This is a genomic window from Methylobacterium sp. Leaf94 (assembly GCF_001426045.1).
Lineage (GTDB): Bacteria > Pseudomonadota > Alphaproteobacteria > Rhizobiales > Beijerinckiaceae > Methylobacterium.
The window spans coordinates 47,280-68,213 of the sequence record NZ_LMRM01000063.1; the positions used below are offsets into that span (position 1 = coordinate 47,280).

General features: G+C 71.3%; 14 protein-coding genes. 7 read left to right on the plus strand and 7 right to left on the minus strand.

The window, feature by feature from the left end:
* Entirely contained in the window at positions 1 to 1,347 is a 1,347-nt protein-coding gene (locus ASG63_RS22095; protein ID WP_056222203.1) for a sigma-54-dependent transcriptional regulator, read from the plus strand.
* 48 nt (positions 1,348 to 1,395) lie between these two features.
* On the opposite strand, the gene ASG63_RS22100 is transcribed toward ASG63_RS22095, so the two are convergent.
* The 3 genes from ASG63_RS22100 to ASG63_RS22110 form a co-directional block, all read right to left on the minus strand.
* Positions 1,396 to 1,950 carry a PepSY domain-containing protein gene (locus ASG63_RS22100; RefSeq protein ID WP_056221905.1) on the minus strand — a complete coding sequence of 185 codons (555 nt, stop codon included), beginning with the start codon at positions 1,948 to 1,950 and terminating at the stop codon, positions 1,396 to 1,398.
* A gap of 96 nt (positions 1,951 to 2,046) precedes the next feature.
* Entirely contained in the window at positions 2,047 to 3,681 is a 1,635-nt protein-coding gene (locus tag ASG63_RS22105) for a PepSY-associated TM helix domain-containing protein (protein ID WP_056221907.1), read from the minus strand.
* A gap of 39 nt (positions 3,682 to 3,720) precedes the next feature.
* Positions 3,721 to 5,985 (minus strand): TonB-dependent siderophore receptor, encoded by a 2,265-nt coding sequence (locus ASG63_RS22110; RefSeq protein WP_244472581.1) that lies wholly within the window; start codon positions 5,983 to 5,985, stop codon positions 3,721 to 3,723.
* Positions 5,986 to 6,546: 561 nt separating this feature from the next.
* On the opposite strand from ASG63_RS22110, the gene ASG63_RS22115 reads away from it, so the two are divergent.
* Positions 6,547 to 7,293, plus strand: coding sequence for a Crp/Fnr family transcriptional regulator (locus tag ASG63_RS22115; protein WP_056221913.1), 747 nt, complete (start codon positions 6,547 to 6,549; stop codon positions 7,291 to 7,293).
* Positions 7,294 to 7,452: 159 nt separating this feature from the next.
* Here the strand turns inward: ASG63_RS22115 and ASG63_RS22120 are convergent, their stop codons facing one another.
* Positions 7,453 to 7,716, minus strand: coding sequence for a hypothetical protein (locus tag ASG63_RS22120; protein WP_056221917.1), 264 nt, complete (start codon positions 7,714 to 7,716; stop codon positions 7,453 to 7,455).
* Between the two features lie 208 nt (positions 7,717 to 7,924).
* On the opposite strand from ASG63_RS22120, the gene ASG63_RS22125 reads away from it, so the two are divergent.
* Entirely contained in the window at positions 7,925 to 8,677 is a 753-nt protein-coding gene (locus ASG63_RS22125; RefSeq protein WP_056221922.1) for a DUF502 domain-containing protein, read from the plus strand.
* A gap of 139 nt (positions 8,678 to 8,816) precedes the next feature.
* Here the strand turns inward: ASG63_RS22125 and ASG63_RS22130 are convergent, their stop codons facing one another.
* Entirely contained in the window at positions 8,817 to 9,782 is a 966-nt protein-coding gene (locus ASG63_RS22130; protein WP_244480001.1) for an AraC family transcriptional regulator, read from the minus strand.
* A 160-nt stretch (positions 9,783 to 9,942) separates the two neighbouring features.
* Here ASG63_RS22130 and ASG63_RS22135 point away from each other — a divergent pair, with 160 nt between their 5' ends.
* On the plus strand, positions 9,943 to 10,482 hold the full coding sequence (locus tag ASG63_RS22135) for a DUF2380 domain-containing protein (protein WP_244480002.1): 540 nt from the start codon (positions 9,943 to 9,945) through the stop codon (positions 10,480 to 10,482).
* 218 nt (positions 10,483 to 10,700) lie between these two features.
* On the opposite strand, the gene recG is transcribed toward ASG63_RS22135, so the two are convergent.
* Positions 10,701 to 12,848 carry an ATP-dependent DNA helicase RecG gene (recG, locus tag ASG63_RS22140; RefSeq protein WP_056221929.1) on the minus strand — a complete coding sequence of 716 codons (2,148 nt, stop codon included), beginning with the start codon at positions 12,846 to 12,848 and terminating at the stop codon, positions 10,701 to 10,703.
* 236 nt (positions 12,849 to 13,084) lie between these two features.
* Between recG and ASG63_RS22145 the strand changes: the two genes are divergently transcribed.
* Both ASG63_RS22145 and ASG63_RS22150 read left to right on the plus strand, forming a co-directional pair.
* Positions 13,085 to 13,378, plus strand: a complete 294-nt coding sequence (locus ASG63_RS22145) for an FAD assembly factor SdhE (protein ID WP_056221932.1) — start codon at positions 13,085 to 13,087, stop codon at positions 13,376 to 13,378.
* A gap of 387 nt (positions 13,379 to 13,765) precedes the next feature.
* Positions 13,766 to 14,104: a hypothetical protein gene (locus ASG63_RS22150; protein ID WP_056221935.1), complete on the plus strand. Its 339-nt coding sequence runs from the start codon at positions 13,766 to 13,768 to the stop codon at positions 14,102 to 14,104.
* Positions 14,105 to 14,180: 76 nt separating this feature from the next.
* On the opposite strand, the gene ASG63_RS22155 is transcribed toward ASG63_RS22150, so the two are convergent.
* Positions 14,181 to 16,130, minus strand: a complete 1,950-nt coding sequence (locus ASG63_RS22155) for a methyl-accepting chemotaxis protein (protein ID WP_056222210.1) — start codon at positions 16,128 to 16,130, stop codon at positions 14,181 to 14,183.
* A gap of 1,165 nt (positions 16,131 to 17,295) precedes the next feature.
* On the opposite strand from ASG63_RS22155, the gene mfd reads away from it, so the two are divergent.
* A complete protein-coding gene (mfd, locus tag ASG63_RS22160) occupies positions 17,296 to 20,889 on the plus strand; it encodes a transcription-repair coupling factor (RefSeq protein ID WP_056221939.1) in 3,594 nt (1,197 codons plus the stop codon).
* The last annotated feature ends 45 nt before the right edge of the window (positions 20,890 to 20,934 follow it).

Consider the following 20,934-nt stretch of genomic DNA (forward strand, 5'->3'; position numbering starts at 1 on the left):
ATGGCGGGGGCGGCCTCGGCGGAGCGGGTCGTCTTCATCGACGACGAGGCGGAGGTCTGCCGGGCCAACCGCCAGAGCCTGGAGCTCGACGGGTTCACGGTGGAGACCTTCGGGGCCGCCGGGCCGGCCCTGACCGCGATCTTGGCCGATCCCCCCGGCCTCGTCATCACCGACGTGCGCCTGCCCGACCTCGACGGGGTCGCGCTGTTCGCCCGCCTGCGCGCCCTCGACCCGGAGCTGCCCGTCATCCTGATCACCGGCCACGGCGACATCCGCATGGCGGTGGGGGCGATGCGCGACGGCGCCTACGACTTCCTGGCCAAGCCCTACCCGGCCGAGGCGCTGCTGGCCTCGGCCCGGCGCGCCCTGGAGCGCCGCCGCCTGGTCCTGGAGAACCGCCAGCTGCGGGCGCGCCTCGACGCCGCCCTGGAGGAGGATCCGGCCTTCCTCGGGGTCTCGCCCGGCATCGTGCGCCTGCGCCAGCTCGTGCGCGAGGTGGCCCAGGCCGACGTCGACGTCCTCGTGTTCGGCGAGACCGGCGCCGGCAAGGAGGTGGTGGCGAGCGCCCTGCACCGCTGGGGCCGGCGGGCCAAGCGCAACTTCGTGGCGATGAATTGCGGGGCGCTGCCCGACAGCGTCGCCGAGAGCGAATTGTTCGGCCACGAGGCCGGGGCCTTCACGGGCGCCCTGAAGCGCCGGGTCGGCCGGATCGAGCACGCCCAGGGGGGCACGCTCTTCCTCGACGAGATCGAGAGCATGCCGCTCAACCTGCAGGTGAAGATGCTGCGCGTGCTGCAGGAGCGCCGGGTCGAGCCGCTCGGCGGCAACGAGTCCCTGGCCGTCGACATGCGGGTGGTGGCCGCCACCAAGGTCGATCTCGGCCAGGCCGCGGCCCAGGGCACCTTCCGGGACGACCTCTACCACCGGCTCAACGTGATCACGATCGCGATCCCGCCCCTGCGGGACCGGCGCGAGGACGTGATCCTGCTGTTCCAGGAATTCCTGCGGCGGGCGGGCGCCCGCTTCGGCCGCGCGGTCCCGGCGATCACGGGCCCGGTGCTCGACCACCTGCGCCGGTACGACTGGCCCGGCAACGTGCGCGAACTCGGGCACTTCGCCGAGCGCTACGCCCTGGGGCTCGCCGACCTGGAGCGCCCGGCCCCGGAGGCCGTCACCGCTGGCACCCTCGCGGACCAGGTCGACCGCTTCGAGCGCGGCCTGATCCGCGAGGAGCTGATCATGGCCGGGGGCGACGTCCGGCTGGCGGCGGAATCCCTGGGGACGCCGCGCAAGACCCTCTACGACAAGATCGCCCGCCACGGGCTCACGCCGACCGACTACCGCTGACGGCCCCGGTCGGGGAGGCCGGCCCTGGGGCCGGCCGCCCGCTTCAGATCAGTCGACGACCTTGCCGTCGGGGCCGACCTTGACCTTCTGCTCGCGGTCGGGGAGCGCCACCTTGATGTCGTACTGCACCGAGGCGCCCTCGCGCTCGACTTCGGCCTCGTAGGCCTTGCCGCCGCCGGCCTTCTGCTCGGCGATCTTCAGGGCGTCCTTGAGCGAGGTGGTGGCCTTCTGGAAATCGGCCGGCTTCAGGCGGGTGAAGTAGCGCTCGATCGGCTGGTTCTCGGTCTTGTACAGGGCGCCGTCATCGGCGTTGATGCCGTACTCCACCAGCTTGCCGTCGGGGTAGACGACCTTGATGCTGTAGTGGTTCGGGTTCTTGCCGTCGGCCTTCTCGAAGTCGGCGTCGATGGCGCGGCCCTTCTCGCCCTGCTGCTCGGCGGTGGTCAGCGCCTGGGCGAGGGTGACCTTGCTGACGGCGGCGCGCTGGTACTCCTTCAGGTCCTTGTCCGTGTTGGCGTCCATCTTGGCGGCGGGGGTCTGGGCCAGCACGAGGCCGGAGCTCAGGGCGAGGAATCCGGCGGCGGCGGCGAGGCGGTACATCATGGCGGGTCGTCCCGTTTCGGGTTCGTTGAAGGACCCTGGAAACGGGCACCGGCCCGTTTGGTTGCCCCGCGTCGATCCGGTTGCCGCCGCCGGACCTCAGCGGGCCGACGGGCCCGTCGGGGCGAGGCCGCCGAGGTGCGCGCGGTGCGGCGGGGAGGCGGACGCGGCGGGGGTCGATCCCGCCGCGCCGGACGCGGCGGCCGCCCGGGCCGCCTGCCGCGGCCCGGCGTAGCGGGCGAGCTTGCGCGCCGCGCCGGCGAACAGGCCCGCCAGGGCCAGCAGCGTCGCGTCGAACCAAACGAAGCGCGCCTGCCCGGCGAGGAGCCCGGCCCAGCCGTGATCGACCAGGGCGAGGTCGGCGGCCACCACCGCGAGATAGAGGCCGGCGGTCGCGGTCAGCGCCGCGCCCCAGGCCCGGCGCCCCGGCCCGGCGAGGGCCGCCAGGGTGACGAGGCCCCAGGTGGCGAAGAAGGCGGCGATCTCCCCGTCGCTCCGCCCCGGCAGGCCGAGGGGCAGCAGGCGGTTGGCGAGGAAGTAGGCCGCGATTCCCGCCGGCAGCCCGGCGACGGCGCCGATGTTGAGGGCCTGGACCAGGCGCAGGCCAGGCAAGCCCCGTTCGCCGGCCTTGGGCAGGCGCGCCACCGACCACAGCACGAGGCCGGTGGCCACCATGGCGGAGCCCATCAGGCCGCAGACGAAGAACAGGATGCGCAGGGCCGGCCCGGCGAAATGCGCCTCGTGCAGGCCGACCAGGGTGGTGAAGGTCCGGGTCGCCGGCTTGAGGCCGCCCTGCCGGACCTCGCGCACCGCGCCGGTCACCCCGTCGAAGGCGACCTGCGGGTGCTCGTGCGAGAGCCCGTGCGGCTCCTCGAACACCGCCGTCACCACGGCGTTCGCGTCCCGCGGATTGGTGATCGCCAGCCGCTCCAGGGGCTCGGGCACCGTCGCCATGGCCGCGCGCACCATCGGGCCGATGGGCGCCAGGGTGCCGGGCTGCCCGGCGGGGGGGCGCGGCGCCGGGATCTGGCCGCTCTCGGCGAAGAAGGTCTGGGCCTCGCCCCTGTAGGCCGTGGTGATGCCCCAGGGCATGTACATCACGCTCAAGGTGACGATGCCCGTGTAGGTGATCATCAGGTGGAAGGGCAGGGCGAGGACGCCGGTGACGTTGTGGGCGTCGAGCCAGCCGCGCTGGGCCGACTTGTCCCGCCGCAGCGTGAAGAAGTCCGCGAAGATGCGCCGGTGCGTGATCACGCCGGAGATCAGCGCGACGAGCATGATCATGGCGCAGAGGCCGACGATCCAGCGGCCCCAGAGGGGCGGCATGTGCAGCTCGAAGTGGAAGCGGTAGAGGAAGTCGCCGCCCTTCGTGTCGCGGATCACCGCCGGCGCCCCCGTCGCCGGGTCGAGGCGGGCCTGCCCCGGCGGGGTGCCCGGCCTCGTCCGCCAGAACAGGTCGACGACCGGGCTGTCGGGGGTCGGCAGGCCGATGAACCAGCTCCGCGCCCCGCCCGCATGGGAGGTGAGGTGGGCGACGCCGAACTCGGCCGCCCGCACCTGGGCGTCGGGGCTGAGCGATTCGACCTGGCGGAGCTCGGGCCGCATCCAGCGCGAGATGTCCGTCCGGTAGTAGCTCGCCGTGCCGGTGACGAAGACCGCCAGCAGGACCCAGCCCACGACGAGGCCGGACCAGGTGTGGAGCCAGGCCATCGCCTGGCGGAAGCTCGTTCCCATGCATCCTCCGGGGGGGGGCGGGCCTGGCGAGGGTACGCGTTACCAGCGGTAGCGCAGGGTGGCGTAGACGGTACGGGGCAGGCCGTAGAAGCAGCTCGAGTAGCTGAAGCAGCCCGTGACATAGCGCTCGTCGAGGAGGTTCTGGGCGTTGACCTGCATCGTGAAGCCGTTGAGCGTCGCGTCGAGGTTCTTCAGGTCGTAGGTGAGCACGGCATCCACGAGGACGCTTTCCGGCACCTTGAAGGAATTGGCCGGGTCGCCCCAGGAGGAGCCGAGATAGCGCACGCCGCCGCCGAGGCCGAGCCCGAGCAGGGGGCCGCTGGTGAAGCGGTAGTCGACGAACAGCGAGGCGGTGGTGTCCGGGATCTGGACCGGGACTCGGCCCCGGAGCGGCACCTGCTGGTTGGTGACCTGGTTGAGGGTCGTGGTGATGTCGGAGACGGTGCGGGCGTCGATGACCGAGACGCCGCCGATGACGTTCAGCCCCTCGGCCAGGTTGGCCCGCGCCTCGAACTCCAGGCCCTGCACCCCCACGGCCCCGGTCTGCACCACGAAGTTCCGGTTGACCGGATCGGCGTTGGTCGCGTTCGAGCGGCGGATGTCGAAGGCGGCGGCGGTGAGCAGGATGTCGGTGCCGGGCGGCTGGTATTTGATGCCGGCCTCGAACTGGTCGCTGGTGATCGGATCGGGGATGCGGCCGACCGAGCCGAAATTCGCGTCGAAGATCCGCCCGGCGGTGATGGGCTCGAAGGCCTCGCTGTAGGAGACGTAGGGCGCGACGCCGTTGTCGAAGCGGTAGAGCAGGCTCGCCCGGCCGGTGAAGGCCTCGGAGGGCACGTCCTGGTTGGTCACGACGTTGGTCGTGAGGCTCCGGGTCGGGCCGAAATTGCTGGCCCAGTCGTAGCGGCCGCCCAGGGTGAGGACGAGGCGGTCGAACTTGATCTGGTCCTGGACGTAGAGGCCGGTCTGCTCCGACGTGATCCGCGCATCCGTGGTGAAGGGCGGCGTCGGGATGGTCATGGCGTAGTCGGGCGCCAGCACGTTCAGGCTGGGGGCCGCCGGGAAGGCCGTCGACAGGGTGCGGGTCTCGAACCTCCGGTAGTCCACGCCGACGAGGGCGGTGTGCGCGAAGAGGCCGGTGTCGAACTTGCCCACGAGGTTGTTGTCGATGGTGTAGGCATCGATCCCGACCCGGGTGGCGATGCGCGAGCGGTCGATGAGCGGCCCGCTGCTGAAGGGGCCGGTATTCTCGCTGAAGGCACTGTAGACGCTGCGGTAATCGCCCTCGGTGCGCAGGTAGCGCGCCGCCGAGTGGACGTGCAGGGCCTCGTTGATGTCGTGGTCGAAGATGTAGCTGATCGAGGCCTGGGTCCGGTCCGAGCGCTCGAAGTTGCGGTCGCCGTCGTAGAAGTCCACCGGCAGGCGGCCGGTGACGCCGCCGCCGAAGTTGCGCGGGAACACCGTGCCCACGGCGGGGAAGCCGCCGTAGAAGCCCGAGAACGGATCGCGCTGGTAGTTGCCGATGAGGGTGAGCGAGGTGTCGGCGGAGGGCCGCCAGGTGACGCTCGGGTTGATGAGCACGCGCTCGACCTCCGTCGTCACCGCCGGGCCGTCGCCCTTCCAGCCGAGGCCGATCACCCGATAGGCGAACTGGTCGGCCAGCGGCCCCGCCGCGGACGGGATCGGGCCGCCGATGTCGAAGCCGCCGCGGACCTCGCTGAAGCCGCCGCCCTGGACGAAGATCTCGCCGTGCTGGACGAAGCGCGGCATCTTGGACACGAAGTTGACGATGCCGCCGGGGCCCGACTGCCCGTAGAGCACCGAGGCCGGGCCCTTGATGACGTCGATGCGCTCCACCCGGAACGGATCGATGCTCGCCGAGGCGTCGCGGCTGCCCGGCAGGGCGAGGCCGTCGAGGAAGAGCGGCGCGGTGAAGCCGCGGATGTAGAACTGCTCCAGGCGGGTGGCGCCGGCGCCGCCCCGCTGCTCGGTGGTCACGCTCGGCGAATAGCGCAGGGCCTGGTTGATGGTGAGCGCGTTCTGGTCCTCGATCTGCTGGCGGCCGATCACCGAGATCGACTGCGCCGTCTCCAGGATCGGGGTGTCGGTCTTGGTGGCCACCCGACTCTGGGTGGCGACGTAGCCGGGCACCGGGCCGACCGCGCCGCCGGGCTGGCTGCCCGAGGCGTTCCGGCCCGCGCCGGCGCCCTCCACCGAGAGGGTGTCGAGGGTCACCGCGTCGGTGGCGTTCTGCGCCTGCGCATCCCGGAGCGCGAACCCGACCGCAGCAACGCCGGACAGCAGCGTGACCAAGAGACAGCGATGGGCTGCTCTGGCGACGGGACGGGCACGCTCACGCGACGCAAAGCAGTTCACAGCCAAAGACCATTCCAGGGTGAGTACGAAGGCGCTACCGCAGACGTGAATTGACTTACTTTCGGAAGCACCAAAACGTCTTGGCAGGATTCCCAATTCATCTGCAAGAGATATGTTTTTTACTTATTCCAGATTGGAACTGAGATGAGCAGACCGCGCGCACACCACCCTTAATCCCGCCCTCTGCGAAAAAACCCGCACCGCGACCCAAAGCGCACAGCCGGCGGAGGGGGCGTCGATCCGGGGACCCCGGACGGGCCGCGCTCCGGCGGCGCGGGCCGGGAGCGGCTTGTCCCCGAGGATCTCCGGGGAAGATCCCGAACGTCGGTCCACGCACCGAAACAGGATGTCCGACGTCTGCCGAGAGACCATGCAGACCCGCACGGATACTTGAAACGCGCGCCCACAACTCCATCTCAGAACCGTCGGTCGCATCCCGCCGCGGGCGGTCGGGAGACCGCGCGCTCTTGCCGTCCTGGGAGGAGCGCCATGCCGGATCCGTCACAGCCGAGATCTTCGCCCCCCGATCCGGTCCGGCAGGCCACGGTGCGGAACCGGCTCCTGCGGGCGATGGGGCCGGAGGATTTCGCGCGGCTCGCGCCGCACCTGGAGCCGATGGCGGGCGCGCTCCGCCAGCTGCTGATCCGACCCAACCAGCCGGTCGAGCGGCTGTACTTTCCCGAGAGCGGATTCGTCTCGATCGTCACCGAGGCCTCGGCCGGCCGGGTCGAGATCGGCCTCGTGGGCCGGGAGGGCCTCGTGGGCGCCACGCCGATCCTGCTCGACAGCGATCGGACCCCCCACCACGCCTTCGTGCAGAGCGCCGGCCGCCTGCTCGCCATCGACGCCCCGGCGCTCCTGGCGGCCGTCGGGCAGAGCCCGTCCCTGCGCCATCTGCTGCTGCGCTTCGTCCAGGTGCAGATCGTCCACCTGGGCAAGACCGCCTTCGCCAACGCCACCTTCACCCTGGAGGTGCGCCTGGCCGCCTGCCTGCTGATGTGCCACGACCGGATCGACGGCGACGACATCGCCATCACGCACGCGTTCCTGGCCCTGATGCTGGGGGTGCGACGCTCCGGGACGACCCTCGCGGTGCAGAACCTCGAGGGCCAGAACCTGATCCGGGCGCGGCGCGGGCGCATCACCATCCTCGACCGCCCGGCGCTGCGGGCCCTGGCCGACGGAAGCTACGGCACCGCCGAGGCCGAGTACGCCCGGCTGATCGGCGGGGCCTGATCCCCGCCGGGGGCCAATCCCCGCCAGGGGCCAATCCCCGCCAGGGCGGCGGAGCGGAGGCCGCCCCGGCCCGCGCCGACCGGGCGCGCGCCCGGCAGGTCCTCGCCACCATCCTGGGCGGCTGAGAACGTTCGCGGCCGAGAACGCGCGCGGCTCGGCTCAGCCCCGGTCGGGCCGGGCCTCCCAGATCGCCGCCTCGACGAAGGGGCGCTTCAGCTGCGGGCCGGCGCCGCTGCGCAGGACGAAGTCGTTGGCGCCGGGATGGCGGCGGATGGCCTTGCCGAGGTTCAGCCGGTAGCCCGCCCCGAACACGAAGGGCGGCGCCATCGGGTCGGCCATGTAGGCGTTCACGGCCGCCGTCACCTCGGTCGCGGGAATGAGGCCCAGGTCGCACAGGGCGCGAATCGTCAGCTTCTCGGTCATGCGCTCTTCCATAGGCCCCCGGGGGGCGGGGCCGCAACGCGACCCGTCGCACGGGGCGCGGACGCGGTCTTGAGCCGCGGGAGCGCAGGGGCTACCTCTTGGGACGGGGGCCAAGCTTGCCGGAACCCCGGCTCCGCACGCCGCGCGGGGCAGGGGCGTTCCGCGCAGGGCGCTCCGAGACGCCGTCCCCCCGGCCGAAAGTGCATCCGTGGCACCCACCCTGTCCCCCCCGCTTCCCCCACCCGAGCCCGAGGCCGGCGCCCGCCCGCGGGTGAGCGCGCGGGGCCGCCTGCGGACCTATTTCCTCACCGGCATCATCGTGTCGGGGCCGCTCGCCATCACGATCTACCTGACCTGGTGGTTCATCAGCCTCATCGACGGCTGGGTGAAGCCCCTGGTGCCGGCGAGCTACCTGCCCGACCATTACCTGCCGTTCTCGATCCCGGGCCTCGGCCTCCTCATCGCCTTCGTGGCGGTGACCCTGCTGGGCTTCCTCACCGCCAACCTGGTGGGGCGCAGCGTGGTCGAGTTCGGCGAGGTGCTGCTCGCCCGCACGCCGGTGATCTCCGGGCTCTACAAGGGCCTGCGCCAGATCTTCGAGACGCTGTTCTCCGCCAACGGCACCTCGTTCCGCACCGTCGGCCTCGTGGAATTCCCCGTGAAGGGCACCTGGTCGGTGGTGTTCCTGTCCGCGCCGGCCGCCCCGGACGTGCAGAACGCCCTGGCGCCGGGGGGCGATCATGTCGGCGTGTTCCTGCCCTGCGCCCCCAACCCCACCACCGGGTTCTTCTTCTACCTGCCGCGGACCGACATCGTGGAGATCGCCATGAGCGTGGACGACGCGGCCAAGCTGGTGATGTCGGCCGGCGTGATCCAGCCCGACGACCACCCTGCGAAATTCCAGGCCCTGGCGGCGAGCCTGCGAGCCGCCCACGGCGAGCCCCCGAAGGTCGACGCCTGATCCGGGCGCCCCCGGCGTCTCGTCGTCGAACCCGGAGGCTTGGTGCCGTCTGCAACCGACCGAGGCCCTGGAAGCGGATTTGAAAGGGCCTCAACGGCGGATATTCGCCGTATGCGCGTTCCCGCAGCTTCGTGCTCAATCAGGAGCGCAGACCGTGGTGCCGCCGCCATTGGCTGGGCGTTGAGCCCGTCCAGCCCAGGAACGCACGCGTGAAGTGAGCTGCATCGTCGTAGCCGAGCTCTGCGGCGATGCGCCCGATGCTCAGCGTCGTCTCAACCAGCCGCTCGCCCGCGCGGAGAAGCATGATGCGGCGATGAATGTCGGCGTAGCACGTACCAACCTCCTCCAGGCGGCGCTGGAGGGTCCGGCGCGAGAGGCCGAGGCGTCGGGCCACGCGATCGATGGAAGAGCCCCCCTCGTCGAGTTCGAGGGCGATCACGTGTGCGACGCAATCTGCGAGCCGGTCGGTGATCGGCGCGTCCTGCATGGCCCCGTCGCGAACAGGACGGAAGCGGCAGGGATTGACGGTCTCCAGAAGATTGGCTGGGAAGGCGAGCCCAGCGCGTGGGCCTAGCGCGACCTCGCATCCGAACAGGACCTCGATCTCGCCGCGGGCCGGGAGCCACGCCCCTGTCACCACGGCGCGCGTAGGCCGCCAGGCCTTGCCGAGAAAATGGCGCACCGTACCCAGCAGATAGCCGAGCGCCAGGATCTCGTTGGCCTGACGCCCGCACGCGATCCGCTCGGCGACTTCGTAGCCGTAGAAGGCCTCCGCCCCCCGGCAGCAGACGCCGGTCCGGGTCGCGGTCTGCAAGAGCAGCGGTGTGACGACCTCCACCCGCCCAAGGGCGTCGCCGAGGGTGTCAGCGGACTGCACCTGGATGCCGATGGGACCCAGGCCTGCGATACCGGTGCGGGTCGAGAGCCGAGCCGGCAAGGCGGGATCGCCGATCTCGCGGATGGCTGCCTCGACGAGCGTGAGCTGATCCCGGAGGAGGATCAGCCGATCCGGAGTATCCAAGAGGGTCAGGGGCATTCCGGCGCGACCGAAGGCGCGGCCGACGGAACCGCCGGCTGCGGCGACTGCCTCGGCGATCGGCCCCATCGTGCGCGCCCTGGTCAGTCCGTATGCCGACATGGATGGCCTCCCGGCCGCAAGGTCCGCGCTTTGGCGCAGGATGGCAAGATTGGGGGTTGGGTGTCGCCTAGACCGGAGGGAATTGGCCGGCGTGGATCAGGCCAGAGGTATCCGGGAGGGAACGGCCATGTCGGCTTTCAACGATCGCAGCGTCATACGGCACGTGTATCGGATCGGTATGATCGGCGGCGTCATGACATCGCTGGCGGGGACACCGATCCGCGCGGCGGAAACCACCCCGGTTTCAGTCGCGGTGCTGCCTCTCAAATTGCTCGACACCTCAGGCGAGCCCGCTGATCAGTCCGTTCAGCACACGGAGCGTCTGGCACGCCTGACGGACGACCTCGCCGTCGATCTTACCGGCACGGGCATGTACCGCGCGGCCGTGCTTCCCGCCGAGCACCTGCGCCAGGATTGCCCCACGGGCCAAGCGACTTGCCTGCTCCAAGCCGCACGGGATCGCGGTGCGCAGCTGATCTTCGTCGGCGTCGTGCATAAAAGCAGCACCCTGATCCTTCAGCTTTGGGCGCGTCTGGTTGATGCACGGACGGGCCGAGATATCATGACCCGCGACTTGAATTTCCGGGGCGATACGGATGAGTCGTGGCAGCGCGCCGAGGCGTTCCTCGTCGCCCAGATCCGCGATGCGGCGGCGAAGCCGCTTTAGCCGATCACCTATCGAAGGGGAGGCACACACTCTGCAGGCGCAAGATGGCGTTTCGCTCGGTTGGCCAGACTCTCGTACCGGAGCAAATCCTCTGCTTGGAAAAAGCCTCCGGCAGATGACGGATGTTCGCTTCCGCAACACGTTGCTGGGAAGCGAACGGGCAGACATCCCCCCGTCCCGGCCGCTCGCCGCGGCGAACCGAGCGCCCGATCGTCCGGTCAGCCCGCCCCGAGCAGGCGGATCGCCGCGTCGCGCTCGAACAGGTAGAGTAGCACCCGGAGCGCCTGGCCCCGCGCGCTCGTCAGGCCGGGGTCGCGCTGGACCACGAGCTGCGCGTCGTCGCGGGCCACCTGGAGCAGTTCGGCGTCGGTCTCCAGGCTGGCCAGGCGGAAGGCGGCCATCCCCGATTGGCGGGTGCCCAGCACCTCGCCCTCGCCGCGCAGGCGCAGGTCTTCTTCCGCGATGCGAAAGCCGTCCTCGGTCTCGCGCATCATCTCGAGGCGGGCCCGCGAGACCTGGCCCAGCGGCCCGCGATAGAGCAGCAGGCAGGTGGAGGCGCGCGCGCCCCGCCCGACCCGGCCGCGGAGCTGGTGGAGCTGGGCCAGCCCGAAGCGCTCGGCATGCTCGATGACCATGATGCTGGCTTCCGGCACGTCGACGCCGACCTCCACCACCGTGGTGGAGACGAGGATCTTCGTCTCGCCCCGCTGGAAGCGCTCCATGGCGGCGTCCTTGTCGGGCCCCGGCATCTTGCCGTGGATCAGCCCGACCGCGTCGCCGAAGCTGTGGCGCAGGTCCCCGAAGCGCTCCTCCGCCGCGGCGAGGTCGACGAACTCGGATTCCGCCACCAGGGGGCAGATCCAGTAGACCCGGTCGCCGGCGGCGAGCGCCCGCCCCAAGCCCGCCACCACCTCGTCGAGGCGGTCGGTGGAGACGAGGCGGGTGGCGATGGGCTGGCGCCCGGCGGGCTTCTCGTCGAGCACCGAGACGTCCATGTCGCCGAAGCAGGTCAGCGCCAGGGTCCGGGGGATGGGGGTCGCCGTCATCACCAGGATGTCGACCGCCGCGCCCTTGGCGCCCAGAGCCAGGCGCTGGTGCACGCCGAAGCGGTGCTGCTCGTCCACCACGGCCACGCCGAGATCGGCGAAGACCACGCTGTCCTGGAACAGCGCGTGGGTGCCGACGACGATGTCGACCGCGCCGGCCGCCAGGGCCGCCAGGGTGGCCCGGCGCTCGGAGGCCCTGTCGCGCCCGGTGAGGAGGCGCAGGCGCAGGGGCGCGGCCAGGGGGGCGAGGCGCTCGAAGTGCTGGCGCGCCAGGATCTCGGTGGGGGCCATCAGGGCGGCCTGGCGCCCGGCCTCCACGGCCGAGGCCATGGCGAGGAGCGCCACCGCGGTCTTGCCGGAGCCGACATCGCCCTGGAGCAGGCGCAGCATGCGCCGGTCGGAGGCGAGATCGGCGCGGATCTCGGCCACGGCGCGGCTCTGCGCCCCCGTCAGCCCGAAGGGCAGGGCGGCCTCGATCCGGCCGCTCAAACGCCCGTCTCCCGCATTGGCCCGGCCGGGCGCCCGGCGGTTGCGGGCCCGCATCAGGGCGAGGGCCAGCTGCGAGGCCAGGAGCTCGTCGTAGGCCAGGCGCCGCCGGGCCGGGGAGCGGGGGGCCGCGCCGCCGCCCTCGGGCACGGGGGGCGGGGCCACCTCCGGCCGGTGCTCGGCCCGCAGGGCGTCGGCGAAGGCCGGCAGTCCCTCGCGGGCGATCCAGGCCGGGTCCTGCCACTCGGGCAGCACCGGCAGGCGCTCCAGGGCGGCATGGGCCAGCTTCGAGATCGCCCGGGAGGTCAGCCCCTCGGTGGCGCCGTAGATCGGCTCGACGGTGGGCAGGGCGGCGAGCCCCGCCTCGTCGACGATGCGGGCGGGATGGACCATCTGGCGGTGCCCGTCCCAGAGGTCGATGCGCCCCGTGATGTAGCGGTGGCTCCCCAGGGGCAGCATCTTCTCGACCCGGGCCTGGGGCATGCCGAAGAACACCAGGGTGATGTCCCCGGTGGCATCCTCCACCAGCACCCGGAACGGCCGCCGGCCCGCCCCGGGCTGGGGCGCCCGGTAGCCCGTCACGGTGACGCCGAGGGTCACGGGCTCGCCGGGGGGCGCCTCGGCGATGGAGCCCATCAGGCGCCGGGCGACGCCGCCCTGCGGCAGGTGGAACAGGAGGTCGACGATCCGGGCCGGCTGCTCGGGGGTGCCGAGCAGCCGCTCGATCATCGGCGCCATCTTGGGCCCGATGCCGGGAAGGCCGCGCGCGGGCGCGAAGAGGGCATCGAGGACGCTCGGGCGGAGCAGGGGCTGGCGGGACGCAGGCTCGGTCATGCGGCTCGGGGGCGGGAAACGGGCGGATGGGAATCCGGAGGAGGGGGCAGGACCCGGGCGGAACCGGACGGCCCGGGCGGGATGGCGGCGCGGGCCGCTGACTCTATATACCGCCTGGAAGGCTTGGTCCCGCGACGGATGACGCACCGGGGCCGGGCCGGGGCTGCCACGATCCGAAGGATCCTCCGATCCAAGGATCACGGCATCCCGGGATCCCCGCATCACAGGCTGACCGCATGTCCGGCACCACCCGCACCAGCGCCGACCTCGATCCGCGCCGCCGCCGCACCCTCTTCCGCGCCTGGCACCGGGGCATCCGCGAGATGGACCTGATCATGGGCCGCTTCGCCGATGCCGAGATCGGCACCCTCACGGAGGAGGAGCTCACCACCTTCGAGGCCCTGATCGAGGTGCCCGACCGCGACCTGTTCCGCTGGCTCACCGGCGAGGACGCGACGCCCGCGAACTACGACACCCCGGTCTATCGCCGCCTCAAGGCCTTCCACAGGCACGACGCGCCGATCCACTAGGGATCGGCGCGCGCGCGACCCGTCCGCGCCCCCGACTTCCCGCCACCGGATTCCCGAGCATCGGGTTCGCCGGCCCCGGCATCGACGCCGGGGTCGTGGGAAGACCGTCGATCGGTCGAGGCCGGTCAGCGTCGGAGCTGAAAACACAAGAAGAGCGCCGGCCGAGAGGTGCTTTTCCTGCCGTCGATCATCGTGGCAGACCGTAGATCCGCAGACGTGCGCGCCGATACCCAAAAAACGACCGCGATAGTCCACTCCGAATCAACCAAACCCGTTCAAATTTTCGGCGAGATCAAGGGCGCAATGCTTTTGAAACTTTCACGATCTACTGTTCGGCGCAGAACATAAAAGTAGACTATCGCGCGAGCCTGGATGATGGGATCTTTGATGAAGCGGCGCGTTTTCGCGTATGCAACAGGTCTGGCCTGTTGTCTCGGGGGCCTCCAAGCCTACGCCCATGCCTCGAACGTCGCCGGCATCGTCATCCAGAAAGCCCGACAATTCGGCTTCCAGGCCGTCACCCTGCAGGCCGGCGGGTCCATCGTGCTGTCCAACGACGAGGCGACGGCCGTCCACCACGCCTATATCGAGGCGGACGGCGTCCGCCGCGACTTCGGCGACCAGGCCCCCGGCAGCCGCACCACGATGGTGTTCCCGCACCGGGGCGACTTCCTCGTCCTGTGCGGCGTCCACCCGAAGATGAAGCTGGCCGTCCACGTGGACTGAGGCGCCGGCGGGCGCGGATCGAGCGGACTTCGTCGCCCGATCCGCGCCGGCAGGGTCCCGTCCCGGGGAGATTCGGTCACCGACCGTGGGCGTGCGCCGCTGATCGTCCGTCGGCCGAGGACAGGAACTGCACGTTCAGGCTGGCGCCGGACCGATGCCGCACGGCGCAGTCGAACTCGCGTCCATCCGCCTCGACGACGACCGCGAACCGATCCGGCACCTGGGCGGGCTGGCCCAGATGCAGCCGCGCCCCGCCCTGCGTCAGGTCGCGGATGGTGCAGGCGAGGCGCGCGCCGCCGGGCAGGCGGATCGCGGCGCGCAGAAGGACGCGCGTCCGTCGCTCGGTGCGCCGCTCCTCCATCCCGATGGTCCAGTCGTCCAGGCCCGTGCTGATGCGCGACACCCCGTCGGCCGCCTGCTGCATGCTGGCCAGGATCGCGCCCGTGGCCTGCGCCTGCTCATCCATCGCGGCGGTGACGCCGTCGACATGCCGGCTGATCGTGCCGACCGCCGCCGTGATCGTCGCCAGGGTGGTGGCGACCTCGCTGGAGACCGCCTGCATGCCGGCGATCTCGCTGCTGATCCGGTTCGTGGCGGCGGCGGCCTGGCCGGCCAGGGTCTTCACCTCGGTCGCCACCACCGCGAAGCCGCGCCCGGCCTCGCCGGCCCGGGCCGCCTCGATCGTCGCGTTGAGGGCCAGGAGATTGATCTGCTGGGCGATGTCCGTGATCATCGTGGCGACGCCGCTCATCGCCTGGGCCGCGCCGCGGAGCCGCTCGGTGGCGGCATCCGCCTCCCCGGCCCGGCCATGGATGTCGTCCACGACGGTCTTGGACTGGGCCATGCTGCGGGAGATCTCCCGCGCGGAGGCGTTCATGACGTCGGCCGCATCGGTGACCGCCTGGACGTTGTCGAGGGTGCGCTCGGCGGTCTCGACCGCGACGGAGCGCGCCTCCATGTTGGCGGTGACGTCGGTGGCGTACTTGACGATCTTGGTCAGGCGGCCGGCGGGATCGAAGATCGGGTTGTAGCTGGCCTGGATCCAGACGGGCCGGCCGCCCTTGCCGAAGCGCTGGAACATGCCCGACGCGAAGCGGCCGGCGCGCAGGCGGTCCCAGAAGGCGGCATACTCAGCCGTCTGCGCGTAGCCGGGCTCGACGAACAGGGCGTGCGGCCGGCCCCGGATCTCCTCGATCCCGTAGCCGAGCGCCGTCAGGAAGTTGGCATTGGCGTCGAGGACCGTCGCGTCGGGGGCGAACTCGATCACCGCCTGCGAGCGGTTGACCGCCGCCAGCTGCGCCATCGCGTCCGCGACCTGCAGCTTCTGCGCGGTGATGTCGGTGGCGAACTTGACCACCTTGACCGGCACCCCGTCCCGGTCCCGGATCGGGTTGTAGGTAGCCTGGATCCAGATCTCGCGGCCGCCCTTGGCGATGCGCTTGAACTCGCCCGAGCGGAACTCGCCGCGGCCGAGATCCGCCCAGAACGCGCGGTACGCGGCCCCCGCGCGCTCGTCCGGATCCACGAACAGGCCGTGATGGCGCCCCTGGACCTCGTCGCGGGTGTAGCCCACCGCGGCCAGGAAATTGGCGTTGGCCTCCAGGATCGTGCCGTCGAGGGCGAAGGCGATGACGGCCTGGGAGCGCTGCAGGGCCTCGAGCTGCCCGTCGTGGTCGATGCTGCGCAGGACCTCCGCGGTGACGTCGGTGGCGAGCTTGACCACCCGGGTCACGCGCCCGGCGCGATCGCGGACCGGGTTGTAGGTGGCCTGGATCCAGACCGCCCGGCCATCCTTCGCGAAGCGCTTGAACGCGCGCGTCTGCGGCTCGCCGCGGCGCAGGGCGTCCCAGAACGCGCGATAGGCTTCGCTGGCCCGCTCTTCGGGGGAGACGAAGCGCCCGTGGGGCTCTCCCGTCACCTCGGCGAGGGTGTAGCCCATCAGGTCGAGGAAGAGGTCGTTGGCGGTGAGCACCGTGCCGTCGGGGGTGAACTCGATGCGGGCCCGGGACCTGTCGATGGCGGCCATCAGCGCGCGCAGATCGGTGTCGAAGAACGGCACGGAGGGTCCCCCACGATGCGCAGCCCGCATCCGCCCCCGTCTTACGAGAGTCTGATTAAGCAAACCCGAAACATCTTAAAGTCGAGGGCTCGAACACCTTCAATCTTTGACGCGATGCGCTTCACGGAGTCGCGATCTCGACATTCATCGATGAAGTTTAACAATGTTGTTGCTGGGCAGCACAGGGCGCCTTGCCTGACCGGGAGAGGAACCGGCCCGGGCCGCCGCGCAGCCCCGCCCGACAGGCTTCCCAAACGCCGATCCGCCAAACGTCGATCTCCCAAGCGTCGATCCACCGGGCGGGCGAGCCCGACGCGGGGCGGACCGCGAAAGGCCTTGACAATATTCCTAATTCGTGCCCCTATCTCCCGACCTGCCGCCCGTACGAATCGGGAGCCCGACCGGAGACCGACCGGACGGGCTGGGGGCGGCGGGGCGGTGCCCGCGTCGGTGGCTTCGGTCGCTGCCGCCCCGGGCGACGGCTTGCTATGACCGCCGGCTCGGCACAGGGCGGCGCGCCGGGGGAGGAAATGCCCCCGCCGTCCGACCCGTCGCTGGGCCAGCGGGAAGACGCTGCGGCGCCGCCCATGACGAGGCGGCGTGCGACGAAGGCTCGCTCCGAAGCGTGCGGGGTCTCCCCAGAACCCGCCGAACTTAGCGCCAGCGCGAGCCCCGTCGGAGACACCGCGACGCCAACGGCCCCGGCGGCGACGCCGGAGCCGAGGGACGCCGGGGAACCGGCAACATTCCAAGCGCAACACAGGGTTCCGCGGCGTCCCGCGTCCCCGTCCGCGCGTCGACATCTGGGCCATGCCTCCGGCGCGGAACCGCGCGCGGGGGTGAAGCCGCGTGGGGAGGGGGAACCCGCCGCCGGTCGAGGTCCGCGGGCCGCTGCGCTGGATCAACGCGGCGGGGTAGGTTAACGCCGGTTACGGCGGGGGGCGGGTCTGGTAAGGACTGGGCTCAGGGATACATACGGTCCCGTCCCCTTGCGCGTCCGTCCCGCCGGTCCGCCCCCGGGGGGAACGAAACGTCCTTTCGAGGCCGCCGAGGCGGTCCTTCCGAGACAGGATGGCGGACGGAAGAACAGGCGCTTCCGCCCGGCCCAGCACGAGTTCAGAACCCCGACCCGATGGCAAAACCTCAACCCAAAGCCCCCGCGCCCGCGGCAAGACCCCAGACGGCGCGCTTCGCCCTGCCGAAATCCGGGGCGCTGGCCCGCGCCCTGGAGGCGCTGAAGCGCGGCGACAGCCCGACGCTCGCCAACGTGCCGGAGGGGTTCGACGCGGTGGTCGTGGCGGATCTCGCCCGGGCCCTCAGCCGGGACGTCGAGGGGCCGGCGGTGCTGGTGCATGTCGCCCGCGATTCGGGGCGCTCGGCCGCCTTCGTCAGCGCCCTGAAGTTCGTCGCCCCCGAGATCGAGGCGATGAGCGTGCCGGCCTGGGACTGCCAGCCCTACGACCGGGTCTCGCCCAACGGCGCCATCGCGGCCCAGCGCATGACGGCCCTGTCGCGCCTCGCCCGCTCGCGCTCCTCGGAGGAACAGCCCCGCATCCTCTGCACCACCGTCAACGCTTTGATTCAGCGGGTGCCGCCCCGAGAGAAGATCGCGGTCGAGACGTTCTCGGCCGCCATCGGCAACGTGGTGCCGATGGACACGGTGACGGCCTGGGTCGAGGCCAACGGGTTCCTGCGCACGGGCACCGTGCGGGACACCGGCGAGTACGCGGTGCGCGGCGGCATCCTCGACCTGTCGCCGCCGGGTCTGCCCAACCCGATCCGCCTCGACTTCTTCGGCGACACCCTGGAATCGATCCGCGCCTTCGACCCCGAGACCCAGCGCACCGTCGGGCAGCTGCGCTCGCTGGACCTCGTGCCGATGAGCGAGGTGCAGCTCACCACCGAGACGATCCGGCGCTTCCGCCAGGGCTACCTCTCGAATTTCGGGGCCGCCACCCGCGACGACCGGCTCTACGAGACCATCAGCGAGGGCCGGCGCTATGCCGGCCTCGAGCACTGGATGCCGCTGTTCTACGACCACCTCGACACGCTGTTCGACTACGTGGCCGGCGTGCCGATGGTGTTCGACGCCCAGGTGGACGAGGCGGCGCACGAGCGCCTCACCCTGATCCGCGACTATTACGACGCCCGCGCCGAGGCGATGAAGGCGCCGTCCCCCGGGGTCGCGCCCTACAAGCCCCTGAAGCCCTCCGCCCTCTACCTCACCCCCAACGAGTGGCGCGACCGGGTCGCGGCGGCGGCGATCGCCCGGCTCTCGCCCTTCTCGATGCCGGAGAGCCCGGACCGGGCGACCATCGACTGCGAGGGCCGCCAGGGCCGCACCTTCGCGGCCGAGCGCGCCGAGGAGGCCGCCAGCGTGTTCGACGCGGCCGTCGCCCACGTGAAGGACCTGCAAGGGTCCGGGCATCACGTCATCCTGGGCTCCTGGTCCGACGGCTCGCGCGACCGGCTCTGCTCGGTGCTGGCCGACCACGGCCTGAAGAAGCCCGTGGCCATCAACACCCTCGCGGCGGTGAACGCCCTGAAGCGCGGCACCGACGTCGCCGTCGCGGTCTGGGGCCTGGACTCCGGCTTCGTCGTCGACCGCCTCGCGGTGATCTCGGAGGGCGACATCCTCGGCGACCGGCTGGTGCGCCAGAAGCGCAAGGCCAAGCGCCCGCAGGACATCATCCTGGAGGTGCAGGCCCTCCAGCCCGGCGACCTCGTGGTCCATGCCGACCACGGCATCGGCCGCTTCGTCGGCCTCAAGACCGTGACGGCCGCGGGGGCGCCGCACGATTGCCTGGAGATCCAGTATGCCGGCGGCCTGCTGCTGCTGCCGGTGGAGAACATCGAGCTCCTGACGCGCTACGGCTCGGAGGATGCCGAGATCGCCCTCGACCGTCTCGGCGGCGGCGCCTGGCAGGCCCGCAAGGCCAAGATGAAGAAGCGCATCCTGGAGATGGCCGGCCAGCTCATCCGGGTCGCGGCCGAGCGCTTCGTGCGGCAGGCCCCGCGCCTGCACGCGCCGGAGGGGCTCACCGACGAGTTCGCCGCCCGCTTCGCCTTCGACGAGACCGAGGACCAGGCCAACGCCATCGACGCGGTGCTCACCGACCTCAATGCGGGCCGGCCGATGGACCGCCTCGTCTGCGGCGACGTCGGCTTCGGCAAGACCGAGGTGGCGCTCCGCGCCGCCTTCGCGGGGGCCATGGGGGGCAAGCAGGTGGCGGTGGTGGTGCCCACCACGCTGCTGGCGCGCCAGCACTACCGGACGTTCAGCGAACGCTTCAAGGGCCTGCCCGTGGAGGTCGCCCAGATGTCGCGCTTCGTCTCCAACACGGAGATGAAGCGGGTGCGCGACGGGCTCGCCGCCGGCACCGTCGACATCGTCGTCGGCACCCACGCGCTGCTGGCCAAGGCCGTGGCCTTCAAGGATCTCGGCCTCATCATCGTCGACGAGGAGCAGCATTTCGGCGTGGCCCACAAGGAGCGCCTCAAGGCGCTCCAGGCCGACGTGCACGTGCTCACCCTGTCGGCGACGCCCATCCCCCGCACCCTGCAGCTCGCCATGACGGGGGTGCGCGAGCTCTCGATCATCGCGACGCCGCCGGTGGACCGCCTGGCGGTGCGCACCTTCGTGACCCCGTTCGATCCGCTCCTGATCCGCGAGGCCCTGCTGCGCGAGCGCTACCGCGGCGGCCAGTCGTTCTACGTGGTGCCGCGCATCGAGGATCTGGCCGAGGTCAAGCGCTTCCTCGACCAGGAGATGCCCGAGACCACGGTGGCGGTGGCCCACGGCCAGATGGCGGCGGGCCAGCTCGAGGACGTGATGACGGCCTTCTACGAGGGCAAGTTCGACGTGCTGCTGTCGACCACCATCGTCGAATCCGGCCTCGACATCCCCACCGCCAACACCCTGATCGTGCACCGGGCCGACATGTTCGGCCTCGCCCAGCTCTACCAGCTGCGCGGCCGCGTCGGACGCGCCAAGGCCCGGGCCTACGCGCTGTTCACCACCCCGGCCAACCGCACCCTCACGGTCCAGGCGGAGAAGCGCCTGAAGGTGCTCCAGACCCTCGACACCCTGGGCGCGGGCTTCCAGCTCGCGAGCCACGACCTCGACATCCGCGGCGCCGGCAACCTCCTCGGTGACGCCCAGTCGGGCCACATCAAGGAGGTGGGCTACGAGCTCTACCAGCAGATGCTGGAGGACGCCGTCACCGCGCTCAAGGCCGGCATCGACGAGCCGGTGGAGGAGGCCTGGTCGCCCACCATCGCGCTCGGCGCGCCGGTCACGATCCCGGAGGACTACGTTGAGGACCTCACCGTCCGCCTCGGGCTCTACCGCCGGCTCTCGACCCTGGAGAACGACGCCGAGATGGAGAGCTTCGGCGCCGAGCTGATCGACCGCTTCGGACCCCTGCCGCCGGAGGTGGAGCAGCTCCTCAAGATCGTCACCATCAAGATCCTGTGCCGCGACACCAACGTGGAGAAGGTCGAGGCCGGCCCGAAGGGCGTCGTCGTCCACTTCCGCGACAAGGCCTTCGCCAACCCGCAGGGGCTCGTGGCCTACGTCGCCGAGCAGGCCTCCTTCGCCAAGGTGCGACCGGACATGAGCATCGTCTTCATCCGCGAGCTCGACACGATCCCGGAGCGCCTCAAGGTGACGACCACGATCCTGCGCAGCCTGTCGACCATCGCCCGCCGCAAGAAGGCGGCCTGAGCCGGAACGCGAAAAGGGCGCGCCGCCGGCACGCCCTTTTCGCAT

Coding starts and splice junctions, on each gene's coding strand:
- ASG63_RS22095 (WP_056222203.1), top strand. CDS start 1: ATGGCGGGGGCGGCCTCGGCGGAGCGGGTCGTCTTCATCGACGACGAG.
- ASG63_RS22100 (WP_056221905.1), bottom strand. CDS start 1,950: ATGATGTACCGCCTCGCCGCCGCCGCCGGATTCCTCGCCCTGAGCTCC.
- ASG63_RS22105 (WP_056221907.1), bottom strand. CDS start 3,681: ATGGGAACGAGCTTCCGCCAGGCGATGGCCTGGCTCCACACCTGGTCC.
- ASG63_RS22115 (WP_056221913.1), top strand. CDS start 6,547: ATGCCGGATCCGTCACAGCCGAGATCTTCGCCCCCCGATCCGGTCCGG.
- ASG63_RS22120 (WP_056221917.1), bottom strand. CDS start 7,716: ATGACCGAGAAGCTGACGATTCGCGCCCTGTGCGACCTGGGCCTCATT.
- ASG63_RS22130 (WP_244480001.1), bottom strand. CDS start 9,782: ATGGGGCCGATCGCCGAGGCAGTCGCCGCAGCCGGCGGTTCCGTCGGC.
- ASG63_RS22135 (WP_244480002.1), top strand. CDS start 9,943: ATGTCGGCTTTCAACGATCGCAGCGTCATACGGCACGTGTATCGGATC.
- recG (WP_056221929.1), bottom strand. CDS start 12,848: ATGACCGAGCCTGCGTCCCGCCAGCCCCTGCTCCGCCCGAGCGTCCTC.
- ASG63_RS22145 (WP_056221932.1), top strand. CDS start 13,085: ATGTCCGGCACCACCCGCACCAGCGCCGACCTCGATCCGCGCCGCCGC.
- ASG63_RS22150 (WP_056221935.1), top strand. CDS start 13,766: ATGAAGCGGCGCGTTTTCGCGTATGCAACAGGTCTGGCCTGTTGTCTC.
- ASG63_RS22155 (WP_056222210.1), bottom strand. CDS start 16,130: ATGGCCGCCATCGACAGGTCCCGGGCCCGCATCGAGTTCACCCCCGAC.
- mfd (WP_056221939.1), top strand. CDS start 17,296: ATGGCAAAACCTCAACCCAAAGCCCCCGCGCCCGCGGCAAGACCCCAG.